The organism is Vibrio sp. SCSIO 43135, assembly GCF_023716665.1.
Taxonomy (GTDB): domain Bacteria; phylum Pseudomonadota; class Gammaproteobacteria; order Enterobacterales; family Vibrionaceae; genus Vibrio; species Vibrio paucivorans.
Window position 1 is genome coordinate 1048109 of the sequence record NZ_CP071859.1, and the last position, 16205, is coordinate 1064313.

Below are 16205 nucleotides of genomic sequence, written 5' to 3' on the forward strand. Positions count from 1 at the left end.
TTAATATTAGGGGTAGTGGATTATGAAAATTATAAAAATCGTTCTGGTACTGGCTCTGTTTCTTATTGCGCTTGCGTTAGGCTCTCAAAATCAAGCGGTCGTAACATTTAATTATTTGCTCGCACAGGGTGATTTCCATCTTTCCACACTACTTGGTAGCGTATTTGTTGTAGGCTTCGCTGTGGCGTGGGCTATTTTTGGCAGTTTGCATTTGAAATCTCGTCTTGAAGTTAGGAAGTTGAACAAACAACTGAAAAAGCTAACACCAGTGACGGATACCACAGAAGTAAAGTCTTAGTTTAAACGGTAGATTTTTAATGCTTGAGATACTCTTCTTGTTACTCCCTATTGCCGCCGCTTATGGCTGGTACATGGGTAATCGCAGTGCGAAACAAGACAAGCAAAAACATTCCAATCAGATATCTCGTCAGTATGTGACTGGCTTGAACTTACTGCTTTCCGATCAGTCTGATAAAGCGGTCGATCATTTTATCGAACTGTTGCAAGTCGATGATGAAACCATCGATACTCATTTAGCCCTCGGTAATCTATTTCGCTCTAGAGGTGAAGTAGACCGCGCCATTCGTATTCACCAAAATTTGATCTCTCGTTCAGGGTTGACCATCGACCAAAAGAACATCGCGCTTCAGCAACTCGCAAAAGATTATATGGTTTCGGGTTTTCTCGATCGCGCTGAGAAGATTTTTGAACAATTGGTCGATGAGCCCGATCACAAGGAAGCAGCACTACAGCAGTTGGTAGCGATTTACCAACAAACGAGAGAGTGGAGTAATGCGATTCATTATGCGAGCTTGCTGGTAAAACTGGGTCGCAAAAGAATGAAATCGACAATCGCCCACTTTTGGTGTGAGCTTGCGATGCAAGAGAAGTCCGACGGACAACACGGCAAAGCAATTCAGTATTTTCAGCGCGCGCTCTCAGAAGACCCGAAATGTGTTCGAGCAAGTATTTCCCTTGGTAAACTCTTTCTTGAAGCAGAAGATTACGCAAAAACCGCCCAATATATGGAAATGGTGCTAGAGCAAGATATAGACTTTATTGGGGAAGTGCTTCCAACTCTCGCAGATTGTTACCACCATCTCGGGCAAGAAAGTGGTTTAGTTGAGTTTCTAAGGGAATGCATCTCTCGTAAAGCCGGTGTATCTGCCGAATTAATGCTAGCCCAGTTAGTCGCTCAGCACGATGGCGTTGGAGCGGCGCAGGAGCTGTTGACTCGTCAGTTGGTAAAAAACCCGACGATGAAAGGTTTTTACCGATTAATGGATTATCACCTAGCGGATGCAGAAGAAGGGAGGGCGAAAGCCAGTCTGAGCACGCTACAAAAGCTTGTGGGTGAACAGTTAAAAGTTAAGCCTCATTATCGATGCCGTAAATGTGGGTTCTCTACCCACTCTATGTATTGGCACTGTCCTTCCTGTAAGGGGTGGGGAACCATTAAGCCAATACGTGGGCTAGATGGTGAGTAAAGTATTGATTGGCTATGCCAATCCAAATTTAGCAGCGGCGATCCCGCTGCTTTTTTTCGAGTTTCAAAAAGTAATTAGGAGATGAAATGATCGACCAAAAAGTTATTGTAGCGCTGGATTACGACAACCAAGCTGACGCACTCGCTTTTGTTGACAAAATTGACCCGTCGTTATGTCGGCTTAAAGTGGGCAAGGAGATGTTTACGCTATTTGGTCCTGATTTCGTTAAAGAGCTTCACAAGCGTGGGTTTTCAGTGTTCCTAGACCTAAAGTTTCATGACATTCCAAACACGTGTTCTAAAGCGGTACGTGCTGCAGCGGAAATGGGCGTGTGGATGGTGAATGTACATGCAGGTGGTGGAGAGCGTATGATGAGCGCTTCACGAGAGATTTTAGAGCCATATGGAAAAGATCGCCCACTCCTTATTGGTGTAACCGTACTGACCAGTATGGAACAAAGTGACTTGGCTGGGATTGGCTTAGATATCGCACCACAAGAGCAAGTTATTCGTCTCGCTAACCTTACTAAGAATTCTGGTTTAGACGGCGTAGTCTGTTCAGCGCAGGAAGCTTCAATGCTTAAACGTGAACTGGGTAAAGAGTTTAAACTTGTGACACCTGGCATCCGTCCTGCGGGCGCAGCGATGGGTGACCAGAAACGTATTATGACGCCAGTTGATGCGATTCAAGCGGGTTCTGACTATTTAGTGATTGGCCGACCTATCACACAAGCTCAAGACCCTGATTTAGTGTTACGTGAGATCAACCTGTCGCTAAGTTAATGATTTATTAAATCTAAAATAGCCAGCACTCGCTGGCTATTTTTTTGTGTTTGATTTGTCTTGTTACTGGTGATTAACACTTTTTTCTATTAGGTTTGTATATAGTAATAACAAAACTATAAATAAGGATGTTTTATGCCGCACCAAGGTAGCGCAGCAGAAAGTGAAGTTTTGTCGTCTCCAGCGAGCAAAATGGTTAGTGCAGGTGATGTAGCTAAAATTAAATCAGAAGTGTTGAAGAGAATTAATCAATCGACCCATTTATCTCAGGGCTTTCGATTGGTGAACCAGAAAGAGTATCAATCTAGCCTTGCTGAATTGAAAGGGATGCTCAAATCCAAGAGTTTACTCGATAGCGAAGAAGGGAAAATGTGCAAGCTCATGCACGATATTCTCACTGATGATGCGCATTTAGTCGAGTATCTTGATGAAGACTTGGCCAAGTACTTAGAGAGTAATGCTGCTGGCAAGCAAGTGCTTAACACCAAGGCGATGAGTTTTAAAGAGAAAAGCCAAGTAGCAAATGCAAAGCTCAAGCGTAAGCAGCTGTTTTTGATGTTCAAGGAGATCATTCAAGCGCAGGTAGAGCTTAACCAGTTTGCAGAGCAACTGCGGGCTGCATTTGGAGCTGAAATTAGCTTTCCTCCCGGGGCCTATGGTGGCATAAAGAGCTATAGTGGCGCTCTGGCAAAGATTACTACGCGAGTTCGTAACAATGACGTAGGGGATTTAAAGGATTGTGCCCGTATTACTGTAAAAGTGAAAAGCTTTAAAGAACTACAGAGTGCGAAATTATTCATTTGTAGCACTAAGGAGTTTCGTGCGGTATCCACTTATCAAAAAGCGTTAAAAGATCGATATCAACTCGCGGAGGTGGGGAGTGGGCTGGAACAATTTAATGTTGCCGCCGATGACAGTGGTTATAAAGATATCAAATTTTTCTTGAAGATGAATAACGGTCAGATAGCAGAGCTTCAACTCAACATTCCGGGCATGCTGGTTGCGAAGAAGAAAGCGCACATAATTTATGACATTGCACGGACTAATCAAGACGCTTTCGACAACCGCCAGCAATTCCAAGTGATGAGTCAGGAAGTGATCGAAAAAGTTAAACGGAAAATGGATGATGATTGGTTTGGTTTCATTCGGGAAAAGCTTCCGGAACTGGGCAATGACACTAACTGTATTGAAGCTATGATGGACGTTTTAAAAAGCAAGGGCACTCTAGTAATTGGCCCAAATGAAGCGGAAGCGCTTAATCGAGTCAGCAAGAAATTGTATGCATCAGGTCTAGGTTCTGCTCTGTTGGACTCTAAGTAAACTAAAGTAAAAAGGATGCTAAAGTGCATCCTTTTCAGTAAATTCTATAGGGTAGGGATACCGCTATGGAACTTAAAGTCTGAGTCTGGAGAGGATATCAACTCAGCTTCTAATTGCCCAAAAAAGTGAACTCGTTCGCTAATATCACATCCGGCTACTTGCTCGGCCAGCGCAAGGTAATCTTGGTAGTGACGTGCTTCTGAACGCAACAACGATACGTAGAACTTACCTATATCGTCATCGAGGTGAGGGGCAAGCTTAGCAAATCGTTCACAGGACCGCGCCTCGATATACGCTCCGATAATGAGCTTATCTACCAGAGTTTGAGGTTCATAAGTTGCCATGTGAGACAACAACCCTTTTGCATAGCGACTAGCTTGGATTGGCTCATAGTCGATGCCGCGTGCGTCCATAATCTCAAGCACTTGATAAAAGTGGTGAAGCTCCTCTTTAATAAGCAACACCATTTTGTCGATCAGATCTTGACTATAGGGGGAATCAGATTTCGCCATTATGGATTTGGAAATGTTGCTTTTCCCTTTGAGTGTTTCTAACGAGCCAGTTTTACGATAGGCAAAATCTTCATAAGGCTTAAACCAGTCGAGCAAAGCATGAGCGCTACTTTTGTCGACCGCGTATTTACGAATCAGGTACATTGCAGATTGCCCTGCTTTCAGTTCACAAAGCAGGTGGTCGAGTAAGATCGTTTTTAAGTTCTCTGGCTTTTTAGCCTCTGTCACCCACTCATCCGAAGTGTGGCACTGAAGGAATTGATAAATGGGCTCTAGGAGTTGTTGGTATTCTTGCAATTGTTTCATTTTCGTTTACACATAAATAAGGCCGCATTAGCGGCCTTAATTTCATAATTCAATCGTGGCAGTTTACCACTTTTTCTTCTGACCAAAGAGTGCTTCCATATCGTCGTCGCGCTCTTTTTCTTCCATTTGTTGTAAGTCTTCTGCTGATTTGCTTTGTCGCTTTTGCTCCAAGTCATCAAACATTGATTGAAGTTTCTCACGGGCCTGATTGGAGTAGGCGTCGTTTTTGGTCGTCAACGCATCGATGCCTTTGCGCAATAGTTGGACTGCTGTACCAGGTTGGCCACGAACGATAGCATCGTTGGCACGTTTAATTACGTTCTCGATATTGATTCGAACTTGAATGGTCTCAAGACGTGCATTTTCTGCCACAAAGGCTTGGGTTTCAAAGCGACCTTTGTTGTGCTCACTGCGAATGGTATCGCGTAGGCGTTTAACTAACTTAAGCATGACAATTGCTTGCTTGTCACTACTCGGTACTTTGAATGTTGTGCTTTCCCCGCCTTGGTAATTATCTTTAAGCTGTGTGATCTGCTGCTTCATGTTTTCGATACGCTGAGCGAGTTGTTTGTTCTTGGGATCAAGCTCATACATACTCTCCAGAGCATCAAGAATCCGACCGTTAAGGCAAACAAGCAAATCCTTACTGTAAGGCATATGGTGCGCATTACCGATCAGCTCTTCGGTAGCATCAATAATGGCAACGTGTCGCGCAGACTCTTGCTTCCTAACTGTCTCAACCTTCACTTTGTACTGAAGCATGATGTTGTAGCCAAGAACTAACACCAACAAAATAGCGACAAGAGCAATAATTAAACCAATATTCATAAAATCCGTGTCTTTGTTGTTTCGATGGCTAGCCGATAAGGATACACGATCCCATCAGTTCCCTGCATCAATAATTTGCGTACTTTATTATTCCTTGTTGCCTTTTGATTATTAACCAAAAGTTCGAATTAGCACAGCAATATGAGCTATGGGTTGCAAAATATGCGGTCCTAAAAGCTGTTTATCTTTGATTCCTCGCGGATAACACTGACTTTTTCTACCATTTTGTTTGGAATAACGTTATAACTAATAATTATAAACCATTCTAACCGTCTTGAACGTCGATAAGGGATTACGAGGTCAAAATGAAGCTACAGCAGCTGAAATATATTGTCGAAGTGGTAAATCATAATCTGAATGTTTCTGCTACTGCAGAGAGCCTGTATACCTCTCAACCTGGGATAAGTAAGCAGGTTCGTCTTTTGGAAGATGAGCTCGGTATCGAGATCTTTGAAAGAAGCGGAAAGCATCTTACTCAGGTAACTTCAGCAGGCGAAGACATAATTCGCATCTCGCAGGAAATTTTGGCTCGCGTAGAGAGCATCAAAGCGGTGGCTGGAGAGCACACTCATCCTGAAATGGGGACGCTGAATATTTCGACCACTCACACTCAAGCTCGTTATGCTCTACCTGACGTAATTAAAGGCTTCACTAGCCGATATCCGAAAGTTTCATTGCACATGCACCAAGGCACACCAAGCCAAATGTCTGAGGCGATCGCTAAAGGTACGGCTAACTTTGCGATTGCGACTGAAGCTCTGCATTTGTATCAAGACGCAATTATGTTGCCATGCTATCACTGGAATCGTTCTATCGTGGTGACAAAAGATCACCCATTGGCGCAGAAATCTCATGTTTCGATTCAGGATCTAGCCGCGTATTCATTGGTGACTTATGTGTTTGGCTTTACTGGTCGCTCAGAATTGGATACGGCTTTCAACAAAGTAGGGCTTACGCCTAGAGTAGTATTTACAGCAACGGATGCTGATGTAATCAAAACTTATGTCCGTATGGGGATTGGTGTTGGTGTGATCGCAAGTATGGCGATTGACGAAGGACAAGATTCAGACCTTGTTGCTATCGATGCAAGCCATATCTTTGGAGCGAGTACCACCAGTATAGGGTTCCGCCGAGGCACATTCTTACGCTCATACATGTACGATTTTATGGAGCGCTTTGCACCTCATCTGACAAGACCGGTTGTAGAACAAGCTATTTCCTTGAAATCCAATGCGGAAATTGAAGAAATGTTCAAAGACATCGAACTTCCAGTCCGCTAAATTCCTTTCTAATCTTACTGCTTCCCCCTAAAATAGAGCAATGCAAGGGGGAAGCATGTCGTCTCAATATCTCACTCTATTTAACACTCTCGATACCTTTCTAAATCAGACCCAAGAGTTTTGGCGTTTTGAACCATTTCATCTGAGCTATGCTGACTGTGAGCTTACCGCTAACAATTCATTAGGACGATGGTTGTTTTCCCTGTCAAATCAAGAGATTTGTGAGCTAAAAGAATCTCCAGAATTAGTTACGCAATCTATTTCTCAGTACATTCCTTCCCTTGCTGAAACCATTGTCGATACTCAAGTTCTGAGCCTCAATAGCTCTGAGCTTGAATTACCGCGCGGCGTGTCCGAGGGGGTTCCTGGTAGGAAGTTGGACCAAATTGTTGCTATGGGAAGCGCAGTTTTGGAGCGCCATGTGGGAGAAGAATGGTTAGAGTGGTGCTCTGGGAAGGGCTTTCTGGGCCGGATATTAGCAGGGCAATCAAATCAAAAAGTGACCAGTTTTGAATATCAGCAAGCGCTGTGTGATTCTGGCCAATCCGAAGCAAACAGACTTGAGTTACCGATGGAGTTTGTCCAAGGCGACGCGTTTTGCTCTGACTCTGCTGCCGTGTTTAACGACAAACAGCATGCAGTGGCACTTCATGCCTGCGGTGATCTGCATGTTACTTTACTGCAAAGAGCGGTGGCAGCCGCTCTTCCGGCTGTGACATTCTCTCCTTGTTGCTACCACCTGATTAAACATGATAGCTACCAGGCGTTATCATTACCCGCAAAAGGCTCTTCATTGGGGCTAAACAAATCTGAACTGCGTATCCCCTTACAGGAAACCGTGACAGGTGGTGAGCGAGTGAAAAGACATCGTCAAATGGAAATGACTTATCGCTTGGGGTTAGATTATTTGCTTCGTATTGAACTTGGTAAAAACGAGTATGTTCCAATCCCAAGTATCAAGAAATCTTTGCTTTCCGATGGGTTTGAGGCATTTGCTCTATGGGCATTTGAGCAAAAAGGGTTCAATTACTCGGATACTTTCCCGCTAGACAAGTATCTGAAGTTGGGAGACGAACGCTTCTGGCGAATGGAGAGGTTAAGCCTCATCCAGCAGCCATTCCGTCGTTTGATCGAACTCTGGCTTGCGCTGGATAAAATACTTTATTTGGAAGAGCATGGTTATCGCGCATCGATTCATGAGTTTTGCTCGCGAAGTGCTTCACCAAGGAATTTGCTCATCCATGCAGAGAGATAGTCGAAGCTCATTTTTTAGTCAAGCAACCGAACTCTCTTTTTGTTGCTTAAATGTTAAAACTTTCTTCCCTTAGTTCTAAGTAGCTGGTAATAATGGTGCTATGTGTACACAAAGTGCACAGCTGAAAATAACACAACATTCGCATCACCGTTGCTTATATCAAGGAGTTAAGATGAAAGCAGGCAAAGTCATTGCGACCGCTGTTCTAGCGGGCGCTGCATTACTCTCTTCTACAAGTATCATGGCCAAAACGGCAAAAGTTGCTGTCTCTCAGATTGTTGAACACCCTGCCTTGGACGCCGCTCGCCAAGGGTTATTGGATGGGCTAAAAGCAAAAGGTTATGAACAAGGAAAAAACTTAGAGTTCGATTATAAAACAGCACAGGGGAATCCAGCGATCGCGGTACAAATTGCGCGCCAATTTGTTGGTGAGAACCCAGATGTATTAGTGGGTATTGCAACCCCAACAGCTCAAGCTTTGGTTTCCGCAACTCGTTCTATTCCAGTTGTGTTTACGGCTGTAACCGACCCAGTTGGCGCAAAGCTAGTCAAAAAAATGGAACAGCCGGGTAAAAACGTAACAGGCTTATCCGACTTATCTCCGGTGAGCCAACATGTGGAATTGATCAAGGAAATCCTGCCAAACGTTAAGTCGATAGGTGTGGTATACAACCCAGGAGAGGCCAACGCGGTAACACTTGTCGAGCTACTCAAAGAAAGTGCAAAAGCGCAAGGTATCGAGGTTGTTGAGGCAACGGCTCTTAAAAGTGCTGATGTACAGTCTGCGACTCAAGCGATTGCAGCGAAGTCGGACGTGATTTATGCGCCGACTGACAATACGGTCGCGAGCGCGATTGAAGGTATGATTGTTGCCGCTAACCAAGCGAAAACCCCTGTTTTAGCAGGTGCGACTTCTTATGTAGAGAAAGGAGCGATCGCAGGCCTTGGTTTCGATTACTACCAAGTTGGTGTTCAAACTGCGGATTATGTAGCTGCAATTATTGAGGGCAAACAGCCTGGTGAGTTAGATGTGAAAGTTGCTAAGGGTTCTGACTTAGTAGTGAATTCCGGTGCTGCTGACAAACTTGGTGTGACGATTCCGCAATCTGTATTAGACCGCGCTACAAGCGTTAAGTAATAACTCAAGCACAGCCAGCAAGATTCTTGCTAGCTTTTTTCCGAGCAGAAAAGGAGTAGTTATGTCTGCTTTTGCATTTTTTGGTGCACTGGAAATTGGTTTATTGTACGGGCTCGTCGCGCTTGGAGTTTATCTGACTTTTCGAGTACTGGACTTTCCTGATTTAAGCGTCGATGGCAGCTTCCCTATGGGGGCTGCGGTTGCAGCGACAGCCATTGTCGCTGGGATTAACCCGTGGTTGGCGACCGGAATGGCAATCCTTGCTGGGGCCGCTACCGGTTGGGTAACCGCATTCTTAGCAGTAAGGTGTGGGATTTTGCACTTGCTCGCTTCTATTCTCACCATGATTGCTGCGTTTTCCATCAATATTCGAATCATGGGGCGCCCCAATATGGCGCTATTGGGAGAGGAAACGATACTGACACCATTTGAAGCAATGGGGGATGCGATGTATATCCGCCCACTAGTGGTCGGGATACTGGTTCTGATTTCAGCATGGTTTATCGTTCGCTTGCTTAACAGCGATTTTGGACTCGGGCTAAGAGCGACAGGTGTGAACGCGCGAATGGTCTCCGCACAAGGTGGAAGTACTGCATTCTATACATACTTTGGTTTGGCTTTGTCCAACGGCTTTGTCGGCTTTGCAGGTGCACTGTTTGCACAAACAAATAGCTTTGCAGATGTGACATCCGGGGTTGGTACTATTGTTGTCGGTCTAGCTGCGGTGATTCTAGGCCAAACGCTTATTCCAGGGCGGAAAATTTGGGTGGCGGTGACTGCTGTTATTGTGGGTTCGGTGTTGTACCGATTAGCCGTTGCATTCGCATTGAGTACCGGTATGTTTGGCTTACAAGCATCCGACTTGAACCTAGTCACGGCCGTTCTGGTCGCAATAGCCCTCATTGCCCCGAAAATTAAAGGGAACCTCAAAGCAAAAAAGGCCAATAGCCCTGCTGCTAAAGGCTCGTCGACTAAGCAGGGTAAAGAGTCAGGAGAAGCGGTATGATTCGGCTTGAAGATATTGAAGTGACCTTTAACCCAGGTACGATTCTGGAGAATCGAGCACTTAAGGGAGTTTCGTTGGAGGTTCCTGAGCATGAATTTTTAACCGTGATTGGTTCAAATGGTGCAGGAAAGTCGACATTACTTGGTGCTGTGACTGGCGAAACGCCTATGGCCGGAGGCAGAGTCATTATTGATGAACTAGATGTGACAAGCCGAATGGTCGATCAAAGGGCTAATCAGTGCGCAAGGGTGTTCCAAGACCCGTTAGCCGGGACTTGTGGTGACTTAACCATCGAAGAGAATATGGCCCTAGCTTACATGCGAGGTAAGCGACGAGGCTGGAGCCTATCGCTTTCTTCTAAAAGACGTAAGTTGTTCCAAGAGCGGATCAGTATTCTCGGACTAGGGTTAGAAGATCGTTTGGGAGATAACATCGGTTTACTTTCAGGGGGGCAAAGACAAGCGGTAAGTTTGGTTATGGCAACCTTATCCGACAGCAAACTCTTGTTGCTTGATGAGCATACTGCTGCACTGGATCCGAGAATGGCCGCGTTTATTATCGATCTAACTAAAACCATTGTCAGTGAATTTAACCTGACAGTGATGATGGTTACGCACTCGATGAAAGATGCACTAGCGTGCGGTGATAGAACGGTAATGCTGCATCAAGGAGAAATAGTGTTAGATGTGGCTGGTAAGCAGCGAGCTAACATGACAGTACCAGACTTACTAGAGATGTTTACTAAGGTAAGAGGTGAAGAGCTTGCCGATGATAGTTTGCTTCTTAATTAACCAGTGTCGTTAGGTTTGATGAAATCAAGTATGTGATTTTATTGCCTAAATGCATTCACAAAGTGTATTAAGCCCGTCAAATGTATTAAGCTTTTGATGGGCTTTTTATTTTCCGGCTCTTGAGGTAACTAGATTTAATGAAAGCGAAACGACACTTTAGTCTTGGCTTTGTACTACTGACACCACTCATCGCGTCTATATTGATTTTGGCACTGACCGCTAAGAATTATTATGACTCAGTGAATCGCGATATTAGCAGTGAGTATGAGCGTATAACCGATTCGCTAGAGCGGGCGACTAAAGTGATCACTGCATTGGACTACAGTTTTACCAACTCTTACCAATCTAAAACCCCACTTCTACTCGAGCATAACAGTCGGGTAATCGATGATGAACTATGTCAGATGTGGCCCATAGACGTACTGCTACTCGCTGAAGGGAAAAACCTCAGCATTCCAGCTGTTGACATTGATTATATGTTGGTGGGAGATAAGTCTCTTTGTTTGGCAGGGAGCCCGCTTTATGAGCGAGCTTCTTCACAGGTTTCTTTAGCCCCTGTGTTATCTTTTTTGCACGATTTAGACGATTACTTATACGGTGTGCACTACATCGATAGAGAAAGCTATGTCATGTCATCACCAGAGACCATTGCAGAAAGTATTACCAAAGAGCTGTTATCTACGTTAAAAGCTCGCCCTTATTGGCAAATTACCGCAACCAATAAAGAGAAAATCACAGTATCCGGTCCGGCGAAAATGTTTTTACTAGATCAACCTATCATCACAATGACAATGCCAGTGTTTGGTCGTGGCGAGCACCAAGGGATGCTCTCACTAGATGTAGATGCTGACATGCTGCTGGATAGTGGCAGTGCTCTTCCAAGCGATATCCGTCTCATTCAAACAAAGGTTACTCCAATCCCAAGCGATGCAGTGCGCATAGTTCCACTCAAAATGGATGGAGTAGTATTCCACCATGTGTTGTATTACGAACTCGACATGTTAAAGGAAGTGAAAAACTTTTTCGTGTTCGAAAAATACAGTATCGCTACGATCATTATCATCTATGTGTTATCGGTTGTGATTCTTTTTTACGTCAATAGCCATGTAGAAAAGCGTTATCTGAAAGAACTTGCTGAAAAAGATCCAATGACAGGGTTATTAAATCGTCGCGGGATGGAGATCTTTTTGAAGAACACCACACTTGGTGATTACATTGCGTTAGCCGTATTAGATATTGATGATTTCAAAAAGGTCAATGATACCTATGGGCATGATGTTGGTGACGCGGTCATTTGCTATATGGCAGATAAAATAGAAAGCAATATTCGCCAAACTGACGCGGTTGCTCGCTTTGGCGGCGAGGAGTTTGTGCTCTACTTGCGTGGTCAAGATAAAGACAGAATGTGCGAAACGATTGAACGCGTCAAAACGGCAATTTCCGCCCAATCGCACGAGGCTGTAGAAGGCGGGTTTACCGTTTCGGTTGGGGTAGAAGTCGTGGCGACTGATCAAGAGCACGACTTTGACACACTATTTAAAGCGGCTGATGAAAAGCTGTATCAGGCCAAAACCACAGGAAAGAACAAGGTGGTGTTCTAGTCCGTTAGCTCTCTATCTTTTTTATAACTTTCAATATGTTCCACGATTGGTGCCGCTTTATTGAAAGTTCGAATTTCTTGGAAAAGCTGTTTGGCCTCGGGATATTCCTGCCTTAAATAGGAAAACCATTGTTTTACGCGGTTAGGGTAGTAAAGGCCTTTGTCACCTTTCATCTCGTACTGAGAGTACAGCAACAGAAGATCAACAACGTCTGACCATGGCATTTTTGCGTGGTTAAACTTCACCACGTTTCCTAGGTTAGGAACATTAAATGCGCCTCGGCAAACCATCAAAGAGTCAACACCAGTGGTTTCAATACAGGCGAGAGCATCTTGGTGATCCCATATCTCACCATTGGCAATCAAAGGTAAGCTGGTTTTTTGGCGAATTTTATCGATGTATTCCCATTTGATTTCACTTGCTTTGTAGCCTCCAGTTTTGGTTCTGGCATGCACAGTGAGCTCATCTGCCCCAGCGCTTTCTATGGCACTAACAATCTCGAAGCAGTCCTCAGGGTTTTCCCAACCTAAGCGGATTTTAGCACTGACTGGCACGTTGGTTGGCACAGCATCACGACAGGCTTTCACGACTTGGTAAATGAGTTCTGGATGTTGTAGTAAGGCTGCGCCACCTTTACTTTTATTCACTAGTTTAGCTGGGCAGCCAAAGTTGATGTCTATCCCCTTCGCACCTAGCCCTGCAGCACGGACGGCGTTTTCTGCCATCCAGTGAGGGTCTTGTCCCAGTAACTGAATATGAACAGGCACACCAGATTTAGTTTGCGAACCTTGCGCGAGCTCAGGACATAAACGATGAAACACATGGTCAGGTAGGAGTTGGTCTACCACTCGAACAAATTCAGTGACACAAAGATCGTATTGATTGATCTCGGTAAGAATTTCTCTCATTAAGTGGTCTAATACGCCCTCCATCGGGCCTAGTATTACGCGCATGATTGGTGCCTCTATCGTTGGAGGCGAGATTGTAGAGGCTTCGTATTGGAATGTCACTAACGATATAATCGACACTAACGTTATGCGGTCACTAGCGGTATAATGACGTTAGATTTAGATTAATGCATACCAAATATGACCTACCATTTTATTTCGCTTGAAAACATCGCCGTTGAAGAGTCGGCTACTTTTATCGAAGGCGCTATTCTCGCTGCCAACTTTGCAACAAAGCCACTTCAGCCAGAAAGTTGGCTGCCAACTGTTATCAATGAAAACTCAGACTCAGCAAAACCGCTGGTGGTTGAACAGATTAACAAGCAATACAGTTTACTAAAACGTAGTGAATACCAACTGACCACATTGCTCAATCAAGAAGAGTTGAAAACTGACCTTGCCGACTTTGCTGAAGGTTTTATGACAGTTTGGCCTACTATTGAAGAACAATGGCAACAGGCTCAAGTAGGTGACGGTACATTGCGTATGTTACATGCGTTATTAACCACATTTATGCTAGCCATCGATGAAGAGCAAACTCAGCTACAAATGAAACAAGCTGGCATTGATACGCCGCCAAGCTTAGACAGCTTGATTGAACAAGTTGACCTAATGATTGCGGAAGTGGCTTTAGCCGCTGATGAAGCGATGGTGGGAGCGAAGAGCCAAAGTGTGAATCCCTTTAAAAACATTGGCCGTAACGATCCGTGTCCTTGCGAAAGTGGTAAGAAGTTTAAACAGTGCTGCGGAAAATAGGTCGAACTTTTTTAACTTTTCTTGTACTAAATGAAAGACGGTGAATATCCCCACCAATGTCTGACTAAACTCGGTCAATCTCAATTTAGTTTCTAAGTAGAATAGAAATTTCAATAAAGGTGGAGTTTTCGATAACCGCCATCATATTAAGTTTGTATTGTCATAAATTTTAGGCCTCTAGGAGCCATACGAATGAAAAAGTTGTTAGTACTACTCTGTTTGAGTTTCTCGGTAATCGCTGCACCTAAAGACGAATTGAGCAGCCGTTTAGCACTCAACGAAGGTTTCAGTGCCGATTTTTCGCAAAAAGTTGTGAGCCCAGACGGTGAAACAGTGATGGAAGGGGAGGGGACAGTGGAAATTGCACGTCCGAGCTTGTTCCGTTGGACAACATCACTTCCTGATGAAAACGTACTCGTTTCTGATGGCAAAACACTCTGGTATTACAGCCCATTCATTGAGCAAGTCAGCATCTTTTGGCAGGAGCAAGCTACGGAGCAAACGCCATTCGTGCTTTTGACACGCAATCGAGCAAGCGATTGGGATAACTATAAAGTTTCGCAACAAGGCGATCGTTTCACTCTAATACCGACGGCTGTAGACTCTAATCAAGGCCAGTTTCAAATTGATATCAATGCAAAGGGCGTTGTAAAAGGCTTTAATGTTATAGAGCAAGACGGACAGCGCGGACTGTTTACCTTCCAAAATGTTAAAGTAGGTAAGCCAAATGATGAGCGTTTCACCTTCATTATCCCCGATGGCGTAGAGGTAGATGACCAAAGGAACTGAGATTGAGTAATTACAGTTTAGATTTTGCAGGGGACGAAGATTTTCGTCCCCTTGCTGCTCGTATGAGGCCAGAAACGGTCGAACAGTATATTGGGCAGCAACATATTTTAGCGCCAGGTAAGCCGCTACGCAGAGCTTTAGAGGCCGGACATATCCACTCAATGATTCTGTGGGGGCCGCCGGGTACCGGCAAGACAACCCTAGCGGAGGTGGCTGCTAATTACGCCAACGCAGAGGTTGAGCGTGTTTCAGCAGTGACTTCAGGCGTCAAAGAAATTCGAGCGGCGATTGAGAAAGCACGTGAGAACAAAATGGCAGGTAAGCGAACTATTCTGTTTGTAGACGAGGTGCATCGTTTCAATAAGTCTCAGCAAGATGCGTTCTTACCCCATATAGAAGACGGCACTGTTACTTTTATTGGCGCAACAACAGAAAACCCCTCTTTCGAACTGAACAACGCTCTACTCTCTAGAGCAAGGGTTTATAAGCTAACCTCGCTAACCAAAGACGAAATCATGCTGGCTGTCCAACAAGCGTTAGGCGATGAGAAGCGCGGCCTTGGGGGGCAAAAAGCGACGTATCACGACAATGTATTGGAAAGATTAGCTGAACTGGTGAATGGCGATGCGCGTATGTCGCTTAACTACCTTGAATTGCTGTTCGATATGGCTGAGGAAGAGCAAGGGGTCAAGCAGATCACACTGAAACTGCTTGCTGAGGTGGCCGGTGAAAAAGTGGCTCGTTTTGATAACAAAGGTGACATTTGGTACGACCTAATTTCAGCCGTGCATAAATCGATTCGAGGCTCAAACCCAGATGGCGCTTTGTACTGGTCGGCGAGAATGATCGCGGCGGGGTGTGATCCGTTATATATTGCTCGTCGCCTATTAGCTATCGCTTCAGAAGATATTGGTAATGCTGACCCAAGAGCAATGCAAGTCGCCTTGTCAGCATGGGATTGTTTCACACGCGTGGGGCCAGCAGAAGGGGAGCGCGCGATTGCTCAAGCCATTGTGTATTTAGCATGTGCACCGAAAAGCAATGCAGTGTATACCGCTTGGAAGCAAGCTTTACGCGATGCGCATAACCAGCCCGAGTATGAAGTTCCTCATCATCTCAGAAATGCGCCAACCAACTTAATGAAAGACATGGGCTATGGTGCAGAGTACAGATATGCCCATGACGAGCCCGGCGCATTCGCCGCGGGTGAGAAGTATCTTCCTCCTGAAATGGTAGGAACGCGTTACTATCAGCCAACAAATCGGGGCTTAGAAACCAAAATTGGCGAAAAGTTAGATTACTTGGCTAATTTAGACGCAAAAAGCCCACAAAAGCGCTATGAATAAGCGCGCATTTTAGATACATTTATCCAATTGTCCCTTCATACTTGAAGCCGCAGCTTTGTTA

General features: G+C 44.7%; 16 protein-coding genes. 13 read left to right on the forward strand and 3 right to left on the reverse strand.

Annotated features, from left to right (window positions below):
- Nucleotides 1–22: 22 nt before the first annotated feature.
- The 4 genes from J4N42_RS04930 (at nucleotide 23) to J4N42_RS04945 (ending at nucleotide 3589) form a co-directional block, all read left to right on the forward strand.
- A complete protein-coding gene (locus J4N42_RS04930) occupies nucleotides 23–298 on the forward strand; it encodes a LapA family protein (RefSeq protein ID WP_252030198.1) in 276 nt (91 codons plus the stop codon).
- Between the two features lie 19 nt (nucleotides 299–317).
- Nucleotides 318–1487 carry a lipopolysaccharide assembly protein LapB gene (lapB, locus tag J4N42_RS04935; RefSeq protein WP_252030199.1) on the forward strand — a complete coding sequence of 390 codons (1170 nt, stop codon included), beginning with the start codon at nucleotides 318–320 and terminating at the stop codon, nucleotides 1485–1487.
- An 86-nt stretch (nucleotides 1488–1573) separates the two neighbouring features.
- Nucleotides 1574–2269 (forward strand): orotidine-5'-phosphate decarboxylase, encoded by a 696-nt coding sequence (pyrF, locus tag J4N42_RS04940; RefSeq protein ID WP_252030201.1) that lies wholly within the window; start codon nucleotides 1574–1576, stop codon nucleotides 2267–2269.
- A 135-nt stretch (nucleotides 2270–2404) separates the two neighbouring features.
- A complete protein-coding gene (locus J4N42_RS04945) occupies nucleotides 2405–3589 on the forward strand; it encodes a hypothetical protein (protein WP_252030203.1) in 1185 nt (394 codons plus the stop codon).
- A 44-nt stretch (nucleotides 3590–3633) separates the two neighbouring features.
- Here J4N42_RS04945 and miaE read toward each other — a convergent pair whose 3' ends face one another.
- Both miaE and J4N42_RS04955 read right to left on the reverse strand, forming a co-directional pair.
- Nucleotides 3634–4407 carry a tRNA isopentenyl-2-thiomethyl-A-37 hydroxylase MiaE gene (miaE, locus tag J4N42_RS04950; protein ID WP_252030205.1) on the reverse strand — a complete coding sequence of 258 codons (774 nt, stop codon included), beginning with the start codon at nucleotides 4405–4407 and terminating at the stop codon, nucleotides 3634–3636.
- A gap of 63 nt (nucleotides 4408–4470) precedes the next feature.
- Nucleotides 4471–5235: a DNA repair protein gene (locus tag J4N42_RS04955; protein WP_252030207.1), complete on the reverse strand. Its 765-nt coding sequence runs from the start codon at nucleotides 5233–5235 to the stop codon at nucleotides 4471–4473.
- A gap of 305 nt (nucleotides 5236–5540) precedes the next feature.
- Here J4N42_RS04955 and cysB point away from each other — a divergent pair, with 305 nt between their 5' ends.
- From cysB to J4N42_RS04985, 6 genes are all read left to right on the forward strand, one after another.
- The gene (gene cysB, locus J4N42_RS04960) at nucleotides 5541–6515 is read left to right on the forward strand and encodes an HTH-type transcriptional regulator CysB (protein ID WP_252030209.1); all 975 of its coding nucleotides are present in this window, start codon (nucleotides 5541–5543) and stop codon (nucleotides 6513–6515) included.
- Between the two features lie 55 nt (nucleotides 6516–6570).
- Nucleotides 6571–7770 carry a methyltransferase gene (locus J4N42_RS04965; protein ID WP_252030211.1) on the forward strand — a complete coding sequence of 400 codons (1200 nt, stop codon included), beginning with the start codon at nucleotides 6571–6573 and terminating at the stop codon, nucleotides 7768–7770.
- 172 nt (nucleotides 7771–7942) lie between these two features.
- Nucleotides 7943–8908: an ABC transporter substrate-binding protein gene (locus J4N42_RS04970; protein WP_252030213.1), complete on the forward strand. Its 966-nt coding sequence runs from the start codon at nucleotides 7943–7945 to the stop codon at nucleotides 8906–8908.
- 61 nt (nucleotides 8909–8969) lie between these two features.
- On the forward strand, nucleotides 8970–9914 hold the full coding sequence (locus J4N42_RS04975; protein ID WP_252030215.1) for an ABC transporter permease: 945 nt from the start codon (nucleotides 8970–8972) through the stop codon (nucleotides 9912–9914).
- A complete protein-coding gene (locus J4N42_RS04980) occupies nucleotides 9911–10705 on the forward strand; it encodes an ABC transporter ATP-binding protein (RefSeq protein ID WP_252030217.1) in 795 nt (264 codons plus the stop codon). Before J4N42_RS04975 ends, J4N42_RS04980 begins: the two co-directional genes overlap by 4 nt.
- A 137-nt stretch (nucleotides 10706–10842) precedes the next feature.
- Entirely contained in the window at nucleotides 10843–12306 is a 1464-nt protein-coding gene (locus J4N42_RS04985) for a GGDEF domain-containing protein (protein WP_252030219.1), read from the forward strand.
- Here the strand turns inward: J4N42_RS04985 and dusC are convergent.
- The gene (gene dusC / locus J4N42_RS04990) at nucleotides 12303–13259 is read right to left on the reverse strand and encodes a tRNA dihydrouridine(16) synthase DusC (RefSeq protein WP_252030221.1); all 957 of its coding nucleotides are present in this window, start codon (nucleotides 13257–13259) and stop codon (nucleotides 12303–12305) included. The two genes, J4N42_RS04985 and dusC, sit on opposite strands and share 4 nt — an antisense overlap.
- A gap of 135 nt (nucleotides 13260–13394) precedes the next feature.
- Between dusC and J4N42_RS04995 the strand changes: the two genes are divergently transcribed.
- The 3 genes from J4N42_RS04995 (at nucleotide 13395) to J4N42_RS05005 (ending at nucleotide 16144) form a co-directional block, all read left to right on the forward strand.
- Nucleotides 13395–14009 carry an SEC-C metal-binding domain-containing protein gene (locus J4N42_RS04995; RefSeq protein WP_252030223.1) on the forward strand — a complete coding sequence of 205 codons (615 nt, stop codon included), beginning with the start codon at nucleotides 13395–13397 and terminating at the stop codon, nucleotides 14007–14009.
- A gap of 192 nt (nucleotides 14010–14201) precedes the next feature.
- A complete protein-coding gene (lolA, locus tag J4N42_RS05000) occupies nucleotides 14202–14798 on the forward strand; it encodes an outer membrane lipoprotein periplasmic chaperone LolA (protein WP_252030224.1) in 597 nt (198 codons plus the stop codon).
- Nucleotides 14795–16144 (forward strand): replication-associated recombination protein A, encoded by a 1350-nt coding sequence (locus J4N42_RS05005; protein ID WP_286036666.1) that lies wholly within the window; start codon nucleotides 14795–14797, stop codon nucleotides 16142–16144. Before lolA ends, J4N42_RS05005 begins: the two co-directional genes overlap by 4 nt.
- Nucleotides 16145–16205: the final 61 nt, after the last annotated feature.